The organism is Rosenbergiella collisarenosi, assembly GCF_018494085.1.
GTDB classification, from domain to species: domain Bacteria; phylum Pseudomonadota; class Gammaproteobacteria; order Enterobacterales; family Enterobacteriaceae; genus Rosenbergiella; species Rosenbergiella collisarenosi.
The window spans coordinates 423,123-440,121 of record NZ_JABBFP010000001.1 but is presented as its reverse complement, the minus strand read 5'-3'; the positions used below and the strand labels follow the sequence as shown (position 1 = coordinate 440,121).

Genomic DNA, 16,999 nt, shown 5'->3' with positions numbered 1-16,999 from the left:
AAGGGTGACAATGAGTACCTACTTAATCGGCGATATTCATGGCTGTTATCAAGAATTCTGTCAATTACTGGAGCAGGTCGCCTTCGACCCGTCGCAGGACGAACTATGGTTAACGGGTGACTTAGTGGCTCGCGGCCCTAATTCTCTGGAAGTATTAAGGAAGGTGAAATCCCTCGGTGATTCGGTCCGGATCGTGTTAGGTAACCATGATCTTCATCTTCTGGCGGTATTCGCAGGTATCAGCAAAAACAAGTCCAAAGATCGGTTACAGCCGTTACTTGAGGCGGAAGATTGCGACGATTTGATTAACTGGCTACGACGCCAACCCCTATTACAAATCGATCACGATAAACAGCTGATTATGGCGCATGCCGGCATTACCCCGCAGTGGGACTTGCCGACTGCTCAGCGCTGTGCCAAGGATATTGAGGCAGTATTAGCGAGTGATAGCTATCCGTTGCTGCTTGATGCCATGTATGGCGATATGCCGAATAACTGGTCCGAAAACCTGAGCGGCTTAGCGCGTCTGCGTTTTAGCACGAATGCGCTGACGCGCATGCGCTACTGTTTCCCGGCTGGGCAGCTCGACATGATCTGTAAAGAGAAACCTGAGGAGGCGACTCCACCGTTGAAGCCATGGTTCGATATTCCCACACAGATCCCGCCAAGCTATACGATTGTCTTTGGTCATTGGGCTTCGTTGGAAGGTAAAGGGACGCCAAGTAATGTGATTGGCTTAGATACGGGATGCTGCTGGGGCGGTTCGTTAACGCTGTTACGATGGGAAGATGGCCGCTATTTCCATCAGCCTTCTACCCAGTTGAAAGCCGAAGAGTAAGTAAAAAAGGATGTCTGCGGACAGACATCCTATTACCTAGGCACGCCTCTCTAAAATCTCGAAGCACAAGCCATAGCTATTCGCCTCGTCAGCATCGCGAAACTCACTAAAAGTAGATTCCCACTGATCGGGATCATATTCGGGAAACTGGGTATCCCCTTCAATTTCCGCATCGACATGGGTGAGATACAGCCGCTGCGCCTGGGGCAGTAATTGCTGGTAGAGATACCCCCCGCCAATCACCATGACCTCGTCAACATCGCCCGCACTGGCTAGTGCCTCTTCGATCGATGTTACCCAGTGGATCCCTTCTTGTGCTGGCTGAGACTCGCGGCTGAGCACAATATTTTTACGCCCAGGAAGCGGACGTCCAATCGATTCGAACGTTTTACGCCCCATAATAATGGGCTTGCCCAGAGTCTGCTGTTTAAACCAAGCGAAGTCGGCGGGTAAATGCCAAGGCATTTGGTTTTCTTTACCGATGATACGGTCGATTGCCATCGCGGCAATTAGGCTTAACATAGTTGCACTCTCTGCATAAAAGACGCGCAATCATACGAGAAGGCATGGCGTTAGTCGAGAGATTAGAAAGCGGTATGAAAAAATTACGGCCCTATTGCAGGGCCGTTTTCTAGCAGACTTAACCTTTCAGCTCAGCATGCATCTCTTGTACAGAGATCACACGCTCAGTCGGATCCGCGTCGAGTGCCATCGCGGTCGCGAAGCCACCGTTCATCGTCGTATCATAATGCACTTTATATTGCAGTGCGCTACGACGAATCAAGCGTGAATCTTCGATAGCCTGACGTCCTTCAGTAGTGTTAACGATATAAGCGTACTCACCATTTTTCAGACGGTCTTGGATATGCGGGCGGCCTTCATGTACCTTATTAACGAGGCGAGGGTTAATGCCCGCTTCACCTAATACGACCGCAGTACCGTGTGTCGCATCGAGTTCGAAGCCAAACTTAATGAGTTTCGCAGCTAAATCGACAACGCGCTTCTTATCGCCTTCACGTACCGAGAGTAAGGCACGTCCCTTTTTCTTCATAATGGCTTGCGCACCGAGCATCGCTTTTGAGAAGGCCTCAGCGAAGGTCCGTCCAACACCCATGACTTCCCCGGTCGAGCGCATTTCTGGCCCAAGAATCGGGTCGACACCTTGGAATTTATTGAAGGGCAGTACCACTTCCTTCACAGAGTAGTAAGGCGGGATAACTTCTTCCGTTACGCCCTGCTCTGCCAAGGTTTTCCCTGCCATCACGCGCGCAGCCACTTTTGCCAACGGTACGCCGGTCGCCTTTGAAACAAATGGTACTGTCCGCGCAGCACGCGGGTTAACCTCAATGAGGTAAACTTCATTGTTCTTCACCGCAAACTGCACATTCATCAGACCACGCACATTCAGCTCGAAAGCTAACTGCCTAACCTGCTTACGCATAACATCTTGGATCTCTTTGCTTAGCGTATAGGCCGGTAAAGAACAGGCTGAGTCCCCTGAGTGAACCCCCGCTTGTTCGATGTGCTCCATGATGCCACCGATAAACACATGCTCTCCATCGCAGATGGCGTCGATATCGACTTCCACGGCATCGTCTAAGAAGCGGTCTAATAATACTGGCGCATCATTTGAAACGGAGACTGCCGTTTGGAAGTAGCGCTTGAGATCCTGCTCGTCATAAACAATTTCCATTGCTCGGCCACCTAATACATAGGATGGACGGACGACGAGTGGGTAGCCTAAGCTCGCTGCGCGCTCTACCGCTTGTTCCAGCGCCGTCACCGTCGCGTTCGCCGGTTGTTTTAACGCCAGACGGTCAACCGCTTGTTGGAAACGTTCACGATCTTCTGCGCGGTCGATGGCATCAGGACTGGTTCCGATGACAGGAACACCAGCCGCCTCTAAGGCACGCGCGAGTTTCAATGGCGTCTGACCACCGTACTGCACAATAACGCCTTTCGGTTTTTCGATACGGACGATTTCCAGCACATCTTCGAAGGTCACCGGCTCAAAGTAGAGACGATCTGAGGTGTCATAGTCCGTAGAGACTGTCTCAGGGTTACAGTTGACCATAATGGTTTGGTAACCATCTTCGCGCAGGGCTAACGCTGCATGAACACAGCAGTAATCGAACTCGATACCTTGTCCGATACGGTTCGGCCCGCCACCTAGAATCATGATTTTTTCACGATCACTGTCTGGCTGCGCTTCACACTCTTCTTCATACGTGGAGTACATGTACGCCGTATCCGTCGCAAATTCTGCTGCACAGGTATCGACACGCTTGTAGACAGGATAGAGATTATAGTTCTGGCGCAGTTTACGGATTTCCGCTTCAGCCACACCAGTCAAGGTCGCAAGGCGCGCATCGGCAAAACCCTTACGCTTCAGCTGACGCAGGAAGTCAGCGGTCAGTATTTGAACGCCACCACGCGTTACCTGCGCCTCAAGGCGAACCAACTCTTCAATTTGGACTAAGAACCAACGGTCGACGTTCGTCAGGTTAAACACGCCTTCTACAGACATGCCATGACGGAAAGCATCGGCGATGTACCAAATACGGTCTGCCCCCGCATCTTTAAGCTCGCGACGAATCTTCGTTAAAGCTTCAACATCATCGGCATCGACTTTCGGGTCAAAGCCAGTTGCGCCGACTTCTAATCCGCGTAATGCTTTTTGCATCGATTCTTGTAGAGTACGGCCAATTGCCATGACCTCGCCCACAGACTTCATTTGTGTCGTCAGGCGGTCGTTAGTCCCTGCAAATTTCTCGAAGTTAAAGCGAGGAATTTTAGTCACAACGTAGTCGATAGACGGTTCGAACGATGCCGGGGTCTGTCCACCGGTGATATCATTCATTAATTCGTCTAAAGTATAACCGACGGCCAGTTTGGCAGCGATTTTTGCAATCGGAAAGCCCGTCGCTTTTGAAGCCAGCGCAGAGGAGCGTGACACGCGAGGGTTCATCTCGATGATAATCAGACGACCATTCTCTGGGTTTACCGAGAACTGAACGTTGGACCCACCCGTTTCGACACCAATCTCGCGTAGGACCGCCATCGAGGCGTTACGCATGATCTGATACTCTTTGTCGGTCAGCGTCTGTGCCGGCGCAACAGTAATGGAGTCACCAGTATGGATCCCCATGGCATCGAAGTTTTCAATTGAGCAGACAATGATGCAGTTATCATTTTTATCCCGCACCACCTCCATCTCATACTCTTTCCAACCGATGAGCGACTCATCGATCAGTAACTCATTGGTCGGGGACAGATCTAGCCCGCGCTCACAGATCTCTTCAAACTCTTCGCGGTTATAAGCGATCCCGCCGCCCGTACCCCCCATGGTGAATGAGGGACGAATAATACAAGGAAAGCCGACATCTGCCGCTACCGCCAACGCTTCTTCCATGGTGTGAGCGATACCGGAACGTGCAGTATCTAAGCCGATTTTTTTCATCGCCTTATCAAAACGCTGGCGATCTTCTGCTTTATCGATCGCATCTGCCGTTGCGCCGATCATCGTTACGCCAAACTCTTCTAAGACCCCGTGGCGCTCAAGCTCTAACGCACAGTTCAGTGCCGTTTGGCCGCCCATCGTCGGTAAGACTGCATCGGGGCGCTCTTTTTCGATGATTTTTCTGACGACTTGCCAGTTGATCGGCTCAATATAGGTGGCATCCGCCATCTCTGGGTCAGTCATGATAGTCGCAGGGTTCGAGTTAACTAAAATAACCCGATATCCCTCTTCGCGCAGCGCTTTACAAGCTTGCGCGCCCGAGTAGTCAAATTCGCAGGCCTGGCCGATGACGATAGGCCCAGCCCCTAAGATCAGGATAGATTTGAGGTCAGTACGTTTTGGCATTGCTTCTCTCCTGATTACGCTTTAGCGCCACGATAAGCGTGAATAAGTTCAATAAAATGGTCGAATAACGGGGCCGCATCGTGTGGGCCAGGACTCGCTTCAGGGTGCCCTTGGAAACTAAAGGCAGGCTTGTCCGTGCGGTGAATACCTTGTACCGTTTGATCGAACAAAGAACGGTGCGTCACACGCAAACATTCTGGAAGCTGTTGTTCATCGACCGCGAAGCCGTGGTTTTGCGCTGTGATCATCACGACGTTATTATCGATATCTTTAACCGGGTGGTTACCGCCATGGTGGCCTAGCTTCATTTTTACTGTTTTCGCGCCGCTCGCTAAGGCCAGCAATTGATGCCCTAGGCAGATTCCGAAGACCGGGATTTCTGTCTTAAGAAAGGCTTGAATTGCGGTAATCGCATAGTCACAAGGCTCTGGATCACCAGGTCCATTAGAGAGGAAGATTCCATCTGGATTGAGCGCTAAAACGTCTTCGGCTGGCGTTTGAGCCGGTACGACAGTCAGTTTACAGCCGCGATCGACCAGCATACGTAAGATATTGTGCTTTGCGCCGTAGTCGTAGGCCACTACATGCCAAGGGAGATCCGCGTCATCGCGCGCATCGGGTAATTCGCTATCAAGCGTCCAACTCCCTTGTTTCCAGCTATAACTTTCTGGCGTGGTCACTTCTTTTGCTAAATCCATTCCCTTTAAGCCAGGGAAAGCCTTCGCCTTTTCTAAGGCAAGAGCAACATCTGGATGGTCACCCGCCACGATACAGCCATTTTGCGCGCCCTTCTCACGAAGCAGGCGAGTTAATTTACGCGTATCGATATCGGCTATCGCCACAATATTATGCTGTGTAAGGTAGGAGGATAAGTCGCTGGTACTGCGATAGTTACTGGCAATCAGAGGCAGGTCACGAATGACTAAGCCTTGGGCATGAACTGATGTTGATTCGGCATCGGCGGGGTTTGTGCCGACATTACCAATATGAGGATAAGTGAGAGTGACGATTTGGCGGGAGTAAGAAGGATCAGTAAGGATTTCTTGATAACCGGTCATTGATGTATTGAAAACGACCTCTCCGACTGCCGATCCCAATGCGCCGATCGCCCGGCCGTGAAACTCGGTTCCGTCTTCCAGAACCAAAATTGCTGACTTAGTCAAAACTTCCTCCAGGGAATAAATAGTCACTGTTCATGCATATTAATTCAATTAGTGAGATTAAATCAATGCAAAAATGCCTGCCTATCTGGATTTTGGCAAATTGGCGGCATTCTAATGTTCCCTAGGGCTGATGTCTATACTGAAGCCGAATTAATTTTTTTTTTTACGTCTTTCAGGCTGATTTCATGGTTTTCATGATAAAAAAGCATCTTATCTTATCGAAAAAACCGTTTGCTAAGAAATGATTAACGAAATAAAACCTAAACCCTACCCCTTAGAGTATAAAACAGCCAATTACCCCACAAAACCAGACCATTTGGTAAAATAAAAATCACAAAACCACTAAAAATGATACTTTAGATTAAAAAAATTAATAAAACACTAATAATATCGACATTGAAAAATAAATGTCGATATATCAAATGATTACAAATAAACTTATTATATAAAATTAGAAACCAAGCACATCCTTCATCGAATAAAGCTTAGGTTTTTTATCACTCAACCAAAAAGCAGACTTAACCGCTCCTTTTGCAAAGGTCATTCGGCTAGAGGCCTTGTGAGTTATCTCTATCCGCTCACCAATATCTGCAAAAATAGCGGTGTGCTCCCCAACGATATCGCCGGCTCTAATCGTCGAAAAACCAATCGTTCCGGCTTTTCTCTCTCCTGTTATTCCCTCTCTCGCATAGACGGCGTGCTCATCCAGCGACCACTCCATCGCCGTAGCAATCGCTTCGCCCATGGCCAACGCCGTACCAGACGGTGCATCGACTTTATGTCGGTGATGGGCTTCGACGATTTCAATATCGGTGTAGTCCCCCATCACCTTGGCTGCCTGATCCAAAAGGTTCAGCATAAGGTTAACGCCGACGCTAAAGTTGGCGGCGAAGACTACCGGGATATGTTGGGCGGCTTCAGCAATCTGTTGCTTGCCTACCTCATCAAAACCGGTTGTCCCTATAACGATTGATTTGCGGGACTGACGACAAAGTTTTAGGAGGTCGAGGGTAAGTTCGGGACGGGTAAAATCGATTAGGATATCGAAGTCGTCGATGACCTGTTGAATATCATCAACGATAGCGATACCTAGGGAGCCAATACCCGCTAACTCTCCTGCATCGCATCCTGTCAACGACGAGCCTTGACGTACAATTACAGCACCTAGTTGAACGGAATCGTCGGCGTTAACCGCTTCGATTAATTGTTTTCCCATACGGCCAGAGGCGCCGATGATAGCAATACGTGTTGCAGCCATAACAAAAACCCTATCTGTATTATTTTCTTGATTCAGCATAACGGGCATACAACGCTAACTCCAGCGTAAATTAAAGGATTTCGATTCGTTAAGGGCGAAAAAAAACCAGCTTTTAGAAAAGCTGGTTTCGACATTTGGAGACCGGATTTAATTAACTTCTTTAACCGGAACACGAAGTTCTTTCGGTACCTCGAAGAAGATATTTTCTTCTCTACCGGAAAGCTCGACGGCCGGTTCGCCACCGTGCTCCCGTAAACGAGCGATGACTTGCTGGACTAAAATATCAGGAGCAGATGCCCCGGCGGTCACGCCTACACAACTGATATTTTCTAACCACTTCGGATCAATGTCTTCCGCGCTATCAATGAGTCGCGCTAGCCTTCCGGCACGTTGAGCCAGTTCGGCTAATCGATTAGAGTTCGATGAGTTTCTCGACCCGACAACGAGTACCACCTCCGCTTCATCCGCCAACTGCCGAACTGCCTCTTGGCGATTCGTCGTCGCATAGCAAATATCGTCTTTACGTGGACCGATAATTAATGGGAAGCGCTCACGCAGGGCATCTATAACTTCAGACGTATCATCCACCGATAAGGTCGTTTGTGTCATAAAGCAGAGATTAGCTTCATCTTTGACGGTCAGCTTTACTACATCTTCGGGAGACTCTACTAAATACATTCCCCCTCGCGGGTTGCTGTATTGTCCCATCGTCCCTTCGACTTCGGGATGACCGGCATGGCCGATCAGTATCGCCTCAGTCCCTTTACGACTCGCCCTCGCCACTTCCATATGAACCTTAGTTACGAGAGGACAGGTCGCATCGAACAGCATTGTAAGTTGTCGAGCTTTCGCTTCAGCACGAACCGCTTGCGAGACACCGTGAGCCGAGAAGATAAGGATAGCGCCATCAGGCACTTCGCTAATCTCTTCGATAAAAATAGCCCCTCTCTCGCGTAATCCTTCTACAACGTACCGATTATGTACCACTTCATGACGCACATAGATGGGGGCGCCATACATTTCAAGAGCGCGTTCGACGATACTGATAGCTCTATCGACACCTGCACAGAACCCACGCGGATTAGCCAGTAAGATTTTCATTCTGCTCCTCCATCTCTGGATCGATATCGACGATCTCGATATCGAAGGTGATATCTTGGCCTGCTAGCGGATGATTGAAGTCAACGGTGACCGAATCACCGGAAACCTCACGAACGATGCCTGGCATTTCAGTGCCATCGATCGCGCCAAATAGCATAATCGTCCCCACCTCAGGTTCCCCCGCTTCGAGGAAAGATTGACGAGAAAAGTATTGAACCAGATTAGGGTTACTCGCACCGAATGCATCTTCTGCCGCTAAGCTAAACTTATGTTGACGACCAATAGTTAGCCCAAGCAATTGCGCCTCAAGCTTTGGAGAAAGAGATTGATCTCCTAAAGTGAGTAGTGCAGGTTTGTTGTTCGCTTTTGTCGATTCTGCGACTGAACCATCAGAGAGCGTCAGCACTAATTGTGCCACAACGCGACTATCCGCCATCACAGTGCGTTCACTCATGATTTATCCTCCACAGAATCAGCGTGGGGCTTAGGTAAAAAGCCTTCTAATACGATCAATGCTGCACCGATACAGATCCCACAATCCGCAATATTGAACGTCGCGAAGTGCCAATCTCCGACATAGAAATCGATGAAGTCGACAACAAAACCGTGCCAAGCACGGTCGAAAAGGTTACCTAACGCTCCCCCGATAATCATCGCGTAGGCAATATTCGCCAGCTTTTGTTCAGCGCGGTTACGATACATCATGACCACTAACGAGACTGCTATAGCGACCGCGATCGCAGCGAACATCCACCGCTGCCAGCCACCTTTGTCAGCCAAGAAGCTGAATGCAGCACCATAGTTATGCGCATAAAAAAGATTAAAGAACGGTATCAGAGCGCGTGATTCATGCAGCTGCATCGATGTCATTACCCAGTATTTACTGGATAAGTCGACAACGATAACCACCACCATCACCCATAACCAACGTAAGCCTGTAGAACAAAGTGACTTTTTCATTAGGCAAACTTACGCTCTTCACCGTTTCCTGCCACATTGCTGTAACAGCGGCCACAAATCTGGGCCTGTTCAGGATTCGCACCAATGTCATTACTATAGTGCCAGCAGCGTGGACATTTCTCACCCTGTGCTTTACCTAGCATGATGCGTAACCCTTTCAGTTGCTCGCTCTGTACCGCTTCGCTAGGCGCCGCGCTACTCTCTACAACTTGCGCTTCCGACGTCAGTAGAACGAAGCGTAGCTCGTTACCTAAGGCTTGTAAGCGCTGAGCCAATTCGGTTTCCGCATAAAGCGTGATGGAGGCCTCTAAGGCACCCCCTATTTTTTTATCGGAACGCGCTTGCTCAATAACCTTATTGACTTCGCTACGGACTTTTAATAATTGGTCCCAATACTCATCGTTCATCGGCTCATCGTTTGCCAAGCCAAACAGTCCCTGATACCACTCTCCGGTAAAGACATATTTTTCGCGCTCACCCGCCAAGTGGCCCCAGATCTCATCAGCCGTAAAGGAGAGAATAGGTGCCATCCAGCGAACTAAGGCCTCAACGATATGCCATAGTGCCGTTTGGCAGCTACGACGCGCTAACCCATCAGCTTTGGCGGTATATTGACGGTCCTTGATAATATCCAGATAGAATGACCCCATCTCTACAGAGCAGAAATGCATTAAGCGCTGGACAACTTCATGGAAGTCATACTTTTCGTATGAAGCGATAATATCTTGCTGTGCCGCTAAGGCACGTCCTACCGCCCAACGATCAACCACCACCATCTCTTCTGGGGCAACTTGATCGGTCTCTGGGTTGAAGCCATTGAGATTAGCGAGTAAGAAGCGTGAGGTGTTACGGATACGACGATAAGCATCCGCTGAACGCTTAAGGATCTCATCGGATACAGCCATCTCACCGGAGTAGTCGGTTGACGCTACCCATAAACGCAGAATATCGGCACCAAGCTTATCCATCACGTCTTGCGGGCTTACCGTGTTACCGATGGATTTAGACATTTTTCTGCCCTGACCATCTACGGTGAAACCATGGGTCAACACTTGACGATACGGTGCTGTCGATTTAATCGCCGTCGAGATCATCAGCGATGACATAAACCAGCCACGGTGCTGATCTGAGCCCTCTAAATAGATATCGGCGCTATGCCCATTAAACTCAGGACGAACATCAACAACACTACAGCTCGTCGAACCTGAATCGAACCATACGTCTAGAGTATCAGGAACTTTTTCGTAGTTATCTGCGTCGCTACCCAGTAGATCAGCACTATCTAGATCCCACCAAGCTTGAATACCGTCTTGTTCAACACGCTGCGCAACCTTCTCCATCAACGATAACGTTTCTGGGTGGATAGCCCCGGTCTGCTTATGGATAAACAACGACATCGGCACACCCCAGGTTCTTTGGCGCGAGATACACCAATCGGGGCGATTTTCTACCATAGATTCGATACGCGCTTGGCCCCAATCTGGGATCCACTGCACGCCTTTGATTTCTTTCAAGGATTGCGCACGCAGCCCTTTCTGATCCATGCTGATAAACCATTGCGGCGTCGCGCGGAAAATGACCGGCGTTTTATGACGCCAGCAGTGTGGGTAGCTATGATGAAGGTTTTCAAGATGCAGTAACGCGCCCTTTTCCCGCAGGATGTCAATGACCAATGGGTTCGCCTTAAACACGTTAACCCCATCAAGACCAGGGTATGTACCTGGCAAGTAGCAGCCATCTCCCCCAACCGGATTAGCGGTTTCAATGCCGTATTTTTGACCGATTACGTAGTCTTCAGGTCCATGACCAGGCGCCGTATGTACTGCACCTGTACCTGCCTCGAGTGTGACATGGTCGCCCAATAATACAGGTACATCCAACGCTAAGAATGGATGTTGGAAACGTTGATGTTCTAAAGCTTCCCCTTGGCATTCACCCAATACTTGCCATGTTTCTGCGCCGATCTTGGTCATTACGGCTTCAACTAAGTCTTTCGCTAAAATGATGCGCTGACCCTTCACCTCGATCAGTTGATAGGTGAATTCAGCGTTCAAGGAGATGGCGCGGTTAGAAGGTAAAGTCCACGGCGTGGTCGTCCAGATAACGAGAGAGATTGCTTGGCCTTCCGCCGGCACACCAAATTTAGCCGCTACCGCCTCTGCATCAACAGCATTGAACATGACATCGATCGATGGCGAGGTTTTGTCGTAATACTCAACTTCCGCTTCTGCTAGGGCAGAACGACAATCTAAACACCATTGAACAGGTTTAGCCCCTTTATGCAGGTGGCCATTACCAATAATTTTGGCTAGCGCACGAATGATGTTGGCTTCTGTTTTGAAGTCCATGGTGAGATAAGGGCGATCCCAGTCACCTAAGACACCAAGACGTATAAAGTCTTTCTTTTGCCCTTCGACTTGCTCAGCCGCATATTCACGACAAGCTTGACGGAACTCGGCGGCAGTCACTTTCTCACCGGGTTTGCCAATCATTTGCTCGACTTTGTGTTCGATAGGTAAGCCATGGCAATCCCAACCTGGAACATAAGGCGCGTCGTAGCCTGCCATACCGCGAGACTTGACGATAATATCTTTCAGAATTTTATTGACTGAGTGACCAATATGGATGTTGCCATTCGCATACGGAGGGCCGTCATGCAAAATAAAGGTTTTTTTCCCTTTCTTCGCTGCACGAATGGTCGCGTAGAGATCGTCCGCATACCAACGCTTAAGCATGTCTGGTTCTCTTTTCGCTAGATCGCCACGCATCGGAAAACCTGTTTCAGGAAGATTCAGGGTTGATTTATAGTCACTCATTATTTTTTAGTTCCAGGTTTCGGGATTACACCGTTGTTCGTTGAACGAAATAATTTCGGGCCGTTTCCACATCCAGCGCAATCTGTTGCGTCAACGCGTCTAAGGATGCAAATCGTTGCTCATCGCGTATTTTATGTTTAATTACTACTCGGATCCGCCGACCATAAAGATCCCTTTGAGTATCGAGAAGGTGAACCTCAAGCTGCTGGCGAATACCCTTGATGGTAGGTCGGGTACCAATATTTGCGACGCCGTTTATCGGGCGCTCGTCTACCCCGTGCACTTCGACTGCAAAGACCCCTTTTACCGGCGTCACTAACCGTTTCAAGGGTAGATTAGCGGTAGGGAAGCCAAGTGTTCTTCCGAGCGCATCACCATGTACTACGCGCCCGGTTATTGCCCATGGGCGACCAAGTAAGCGTTCAGCCAGTTCGAAATCGTTGTTTGCCAACGCCTGACGGACTGCCGTACTGCTGATACGCTTGCCTTGTTCAATATAGGTTTCGGTACTGACCACATCGAAGCCATACTGCTTCGCCGCCTGTTGTAATAACAGGAAATCCCCCTGCCGGCCAGCGCCGAATCTGAAATCGTCACCAATCGCGAGTAATTTTACATTGAGCCTACGCACAAGAAGTTCGCTGATGAAGGATTCTGCGGTAAGTTTCGCAAATTCTTGGTCGAAATTAATGCAAACGACTTCATCAACACCAAATTTATCTAGATTTTCTAATTTCTCACGCAAGCGGGTCAGTCTTGGAGGGGCCATCTCCGCCTGGAAAAGCTCGAGAGGCTGAGGCTCAAACACCATGACCACGACAGGTAAATGGAGATGTGAACCTGCTTGCCGTAAGTGGCGTAGTAACGCTTGGTGCCCCCGATGCACACCATCAAAGTTTCCAATCGTTAAAACACACCCCTGATGATGCTGTGTGAGATTATGTAGCCCACGGATAAACTTCATGGCAAACTCGATTTGCTGAAAATGCCCGATTATACCTTGTTCAGCGTTCAAAATTAACCCGTTGATGTCGGCTTTACGCACTAGTTTTCGTGTTTTTATCCTGTCGAAATGGGGTAGGCCTAAATTCCGCACAATTTTGTTGCGAAAGACTGTATTCAAGGGCGGGAAACTGTTAGAATCCTGCGCCATCAATTACGTAACCGAGCGCCGAGAAGTTAGCGACGCTTATTTGCACAAATCCATTGACAAATGAAGGGACAAAAGGCATAGTCCTCGACCTTTGATTTGTCCATAAAGAACTAATTTGGGAGTTGGACCTTGGCTAATATCAAATCAGCTAAGAAGCGCGCGGTAACATCTGAAAAGCGTCGCAAACACAATGCTAGCCGTCGCTCTATGATGCGTACTTTCCTCAAGAAAGTTTACGCTGCAATCGCGACTGGCGACAAGCAAGCTGCACAAAATGCATTTAACGAAATGCAACCAATCGTGGACCGTCAAGCTGCTAAAGGCCTGATCCACAAGAACAAAGCTGCACGTCATAAAGCTAACTTGACTGCACAAATCAACAAAATGGCTTAATCGCCACACGTTGATGTTCTATAAAAAGCCGACCTCTGGTCGGTTTTTTTGTTTTCGCTTTCCCTTCTCTCCCCCGCGAACGATACCCTCCTGCCGCACCAAGCCCATATCTTCCTCCAATAACGTCTATCTCTATGCAGTCGATTATTAGCTTACACCTAAAAAAATACCCCATAGATTGGCAGCCAACCTACAGGGTATACAAACAGATTAAATCAGTAAGGGATGACTAGCGGGTTAGATCATCAAAAAACTTCTTCACGCCATCAAGAAAGCTCTTAGAGCGTGGGCTATTGGCATCACCTGCCGGTCCACCTAAAGATTCACCCAACTCTTGCAGTAGCTGTTTCTGCTTCTCATTGAGCTTCACAGGCGTCTCTACGACCACACGGCAGAGTAAGTCGCCTACAGCGCCGCCACGAACGGATTTAACGCCTTTGCCGCGCATACGGAACAGTTTACCCGTTTGCGTCTCAGCAGGAATTTTAAGCTTCACCCGACCATCGAGGGTTGGGACTTCAATCTCCCCCCCTAATGCAGCCATCGCGAAGTTAACGGGGACTTCACAGAAGAGGTTACTCTCCTCGCGTTCAAAGATGGCGTGTTTTTTAACGGAAACCTGAACATACAGATCACCAGACGGTGCACCTTGCTCACCGGCTTCGCCTTCACCACTCAAGCGGATACGATCACCTGTGTCAACGCCCGCCGGAATTTTCACTGACAACGTCTTCGATTTCTCAACGCGACCATGTCCGTGGCAAGCATTACAAGGGTCTTTAATAACCGTTCCACGGCCATGGCAAGTTGGACAAGGCTGTTGTACCGCAAAGAAACCTTGGCGCATTTGGACTTGTCCTGCGCCATGACACGTCGAACATGTCTGTGGTTTGGATCCCGCCTTCGCCCCACTACCGTCGCATTTCTCACACTCTTGCAAGGTAGGGATACGGATCTCTTTGGTGACGCCACGTACTGCCTCTTCAAGAGTCAGCTCCATGGTGTAGCGTAAATCGGAGCCACGCGCTGCGCGCTGACGACGACCGCCACCGAAAATGTCACCGAAAACATCACCGAAGATATCACCAAAATCGGCACCACCACCGCCAAAGCCGCCACCAAAACCACCACCGCCCATTCCACCTTGTTCAAAGGCAGCATGACCATATTGGTCATAAGCAGCACGTTTCTGCTCATCGGTAAGAATTTCGTAAGCTTCTTTAACTTCTTTAAACTTTTCTTCAGCCTCTGCGTTCCCCGGGTTTCTATCCGGGTGAAACTTCATTGCTAAGCGTTTGTACGCTTTTTTGATTTCACGCTCGTCCGCTGATTTGGATACGCCCAAAATCTCGTAATAATCACTTTTCGCCATCGATCCTGCCCTTAACATGAGAGCACGGGCGTGGAGAAACTCCTACGCCCGTGCTGGTTAGCAATATAGACTTGCCATATTGAGCCCGGTCATGGGCAATTATTTTTTATCTTTGACTTCTTCGAACTCAGCATCGACAGCATCGTTATCTTGCTGAGCTGCGCCTTCAGGTTGACCTGATTGAGCTTGCTGCTGCTGAGCCAGTTCCATCAGTTTACCCGAGACTTCACCTAGCGCTTGGATCTTGGCTTCGATCTCAGCCTTATCTTCACCACGCAGAGCGGTCTCTAGCTCAGTCAGTGCTGTGTCGATAGGGGCTTTGTCGTCAGCAGACAGCTTGTCGCCCGCTTCTTCCAACTGCTTACGGGTGCTGTGAACAATCTGGTCACCTTGGTTACGAGTCTGTACTAGCTCTTCGAACTTGCGGTCAGATTCAGCATTCGCTTCGGCATCACGAACCATTTTTTCCACTTCTTCGTCGTTCAGACCTGAAGAGGCTTTGATGGTGATCTTTTGCTCTTTACCACTATTTTTATCTTTAGCAGAAACGTGCAGGATACCATCCGCATCGATGTCAAAAGTCACTTCGATCTGTGGCATACCACGTGGTGCCGACTGGATACCGTCTAGGTTGAACTGGCCGAGTGACTTGTTATCACCTGAACGCTTACGTTCACCTTGTAGTACGTGGATCGTTACTGCTGATTGATTATCTTCTGCCGTCGAGAACACTTGGCTATGTTTAGTTGGGATCGTAGTATTCTTGCTAATCAGCGACGTCATCACGCCACCCATAGTCTCGATACCCAGAGATAGTGGGGTTACGTCTAGCAGTAATACGTCTTTAACGTCACCCGCTAATACACCACCTTGAACTGCTGCACCCACGGCAACCGCTTCGTCAGGGTTCACGTCTTTACGTGGCTCTTTACCAAAGAAATCTTTAACTTTGCTTTGAACCAGTGGCATACGTGTTTGACCACCCACCAGGATGACGTCGTCGATTTCTGATACAGACAGACCCGCATCTTGCAGAGCAATTTTTAACGGCTCGATAGAGCGAGCAACCAAATCTTCAACTAAAGATTCTAATTTCGCACGCGTCACTTTTAAGTTTAAGTGCTTAGGACCTGTCGCATCAGCTGTGATATATGGCAGATTAACGTCAGTTTGTTGCGCCGAGGAAAGCTCAATTTTTGCTTTCTCTGCCGCTTCTTTCAGACGTTGCATTGCTAAAGGATCGTTGTGCAGATCGATGCCTTGATCTTTCTTAAACTCAGCCACTAAGTAGTTGATCATACGGCTATCGAAATCTTCACCACCTAAGTGAGTATCACCATTAGTCGCTAATACTTCGAAGGTTTTTTCGCCATCAACTTCATCGATCTCGATGATAGAGATATCAAAAGTACCGCCGCCTAAATCGTAGACCGCGATAGTACGGTTGCCCTGGCCTTTATCTAAGCCATAGGCTAATGCCGCTGCAGTAGGTTCGTTGATGATACGCTTAACTTCTAAGCCTGCGATACGGCCCGCATCTTTCGTTGCTTGACGTTGCGCATCGTTGAAGTATGCCGGTACAGTGATAACTGCTTCGGTAACTGGCTCACCCAGGTAGTCTTCTGCCGTTTTCTTCATCTTCTTCAGAACTTCTGCAGAAATCTGTGGCGGCGCCATTCTTTGGCCCTTCACGTCTAACCACGCATCGCCATTGTCAGCAGATACGATTTTGTAAGGCATGATTTTCAGATCACGCTGTACTTCTTCGTCTTGGAAGCGACGACCGATTAGGCGCTTAATAGCAAATAATGTATTTTGCGGGTTGGTGACTGACTGACGCTTAGCAGGCTGGCCTACTAAGGTTTCACCGTCTTGCGCATAAGCAATAATTGATGGAGTGGTACGATCGCCCTCTGCATTTTCTAGTACGCGCGCTTTACCGCCGTCCATGATGGCAACACATGAGTTGGTTGTACCAAGGTCAATACCAATAATCTTACCCATTATAAACATCTCCCACGTAAATTCTGTTTTGTTCGGTTATAAACTATAGATGCGGTCTATTCAGTGATTTTCAAGA

At 48.9% G+C, this 16,999-nt stretch carries 13 protein-coding genes; 2 read left to right on the top strand and 11 right to left on the bottom strand.

Annotated features, from left to right (window positions below):
* The first annotated feature begins 10 nt into the window (after positions 1–10).
* Positions 11–838: a bis(5'-nucleosyl)-tetraphosphatase (symmetrical) ApaH gene (gene apaH / locus HGT70_RS01970; protein ID WP_214194754.1), complete on the top strand. Its 828-nt coding sequence runs from the start codon at positions 11–13 to the stop codon at positions 836–838.
* 36 nt (positions 839–874) lie between these two features.
* On the opposite strand, the gene folA is transcribed toward apaH, so the two are convergent.
* The 9 genes from folA to ribF form a co-directional block, all read right to left on the bottom strand.
* On the bottom strand, positions 875–1,360 hold the full coding sequence (gene folA / locus HGT70_RS01965; RefSeq protein WP_071434081.1) for a type 3 dihydrofolate reductase: 486 nt from the start codon (positions 1,358–1,360) through the stop codon (positions 875–877).
* Positions 1,361–1,478: 118 nt separating this feature from the next.
* On the bottom strand, positions 1,479–4,703 hold the full coding sequence (gene carB, locus HGT70_RS01960) for a carbamoyl-phosphate synthase large subunit (protein WP_214194753.1): 3,225 nt from the start codon (positions 4,701–4,703) through the stop codon (positions 1,479–1,481).
* A 14-nt stretch (positions 4,704–4,717) separates the two neighbouring features.
* The gene (gene carA, locus HGT70_RS01955; protein WP_071434077.1) at positions 4,718–5,866 is read right to left on the bottom strand and encodes a glutamine-hydrolyzing carbamoyl-phosphate synthase small subunit; all 1,149 of its coding nucleotides are present in this window, start codon (positions 5,864–5,866) and stop codon (positions 4,718–4,720) included.
* A 451-nt stretch (positions 5,867–6,317) separates the two neighbouring features.
* The gene (dapB, locus tag HGT70_RS01950; RefSeq protein ID WP_214194752.1) at positions 6,318–7,124 is read right to left on the bottom strand and encodes a 4-hydroxy-tetrahydrodipicolinate reductase; all 807 of its coding nucleotides are present in this window, start codon (positions 7,122–7,124) and stop codon (positions 6,318–6,320) included.
* Positions 7,125–7,271: 147 nt separating this feature from the next.
* On the bottom strand, positions 7,272–8,225 hold the full coding sequence (gene ispH, locus HGT70_RS01945) for a 4-hydroxy-3-methylbut-2-enyl diphosphate reductase (RefSeq protein WP_071434075.1): 954 nt from the start codon (positions 8,223–8,225) through the stop codon (positions 7,272–7,274).
* Complete coding sequence (gene fkpB, locus HGT70_RS01940; protein ID WP_214194751.1) at positions 8,206–8,679, bottom strand: FKBP-type peptidyl-prolyl cis-trans isomerase; 474 nt, start codon at positions 8,677–8,679, stop codon at positions 8,206–8,208. The genes ispH and fkpB overlap by 20 nt, the downstream gene beginning before the upstream one ends.
* On the bottom strand, positions 8,676–9,185 hold the full coding sequence (gene lspA, locus HGT70_RS01935; protein ID WP_071434071.1) for a signal peptidase II: 510 nt from the start codon (positions 9,183–9,185) through the stop codon (positions 8,676–8,678). The genes fkpB and lspA overlap by 4 nt, the downstream gene beginning before the upstream one ends.
* Positions 9,185–12,001, bottom strand: a complete 2,817-nt coding sequence (ileS, locus tag HGT70_RS01930) for an isoleucine--tRNA ligase (protein WP_214194750.1) — start codon at positions 11,999–12,001, stop codon at positions 9,185–9,187. Before ileS ends, lspA begins: the two co-directional genes overlap by 1 nt.
* 25 nt (positions 12,002–12,026) lie before the next feature.
* Positions 12,027–12,965: a bifunctional riboflavin kinase/FAD synthetase gene (gene ribF, locus HGT70_RS01925; protein WP_071435239.1), complete on the bottom strand. Its 939-nt coding sequence runs from the start codon at positions 12,963–12,965 to the stop codon at positions 12,027–12,029.
* Positions 12,966–13,283: 318 nt separating this feature from the next.
* Here ribF and rpsT point away from each other — a divergent pair, with 318 nt between their 5' ends.
* Positions 13,284–13,547 carry a 30S ribosomal protein S20 gene (gene rpsT, locus HGT70_RS01920; RefSeq protein ID WP_048911476.1) on the top strand — a complete coding sequence of 88 codons (264 nt, stop codon included), beginning with the start codon at positions 13,284–13,286 and terminating at the stop codon, positions 13,545–13,547.
* A 229-nt stretch (positions 13,548–13,776) separates the two neighbouring features.
* On the opposite strand, the gene dnaJ is transcribed toward rpsT, so the two are convergent.
* Both dnaJ and dnaK read right to left on the bottom strand, forming a co-directional pair.
* A complete protein-coding gene (gene dnaJ / locus HGT70_RS01915) occupies positions 13,777–14,919 on the bottom strand; it encodes a molecular chaperone DnaJ (protein WP_071434067.1) in 1,143 nt (380 codons plus the stop codon).
* 99 nt (positions 14,920–15,018) lie between these two features.
* On the bottom strand, positions 15,019–16,923 hold the full coding sequence (gene dnaK, locus HGT70_RS01910) for a molecular chaperone DnaK (protein ID WP_071434065.1): 1,905 nt from the start codon (positions 16,921–16,923) through the stop codon (positions 15,019–15,021).
* Between the last annotated feature and the right edge of the window lie 76 nt (positions 16,924–16,999).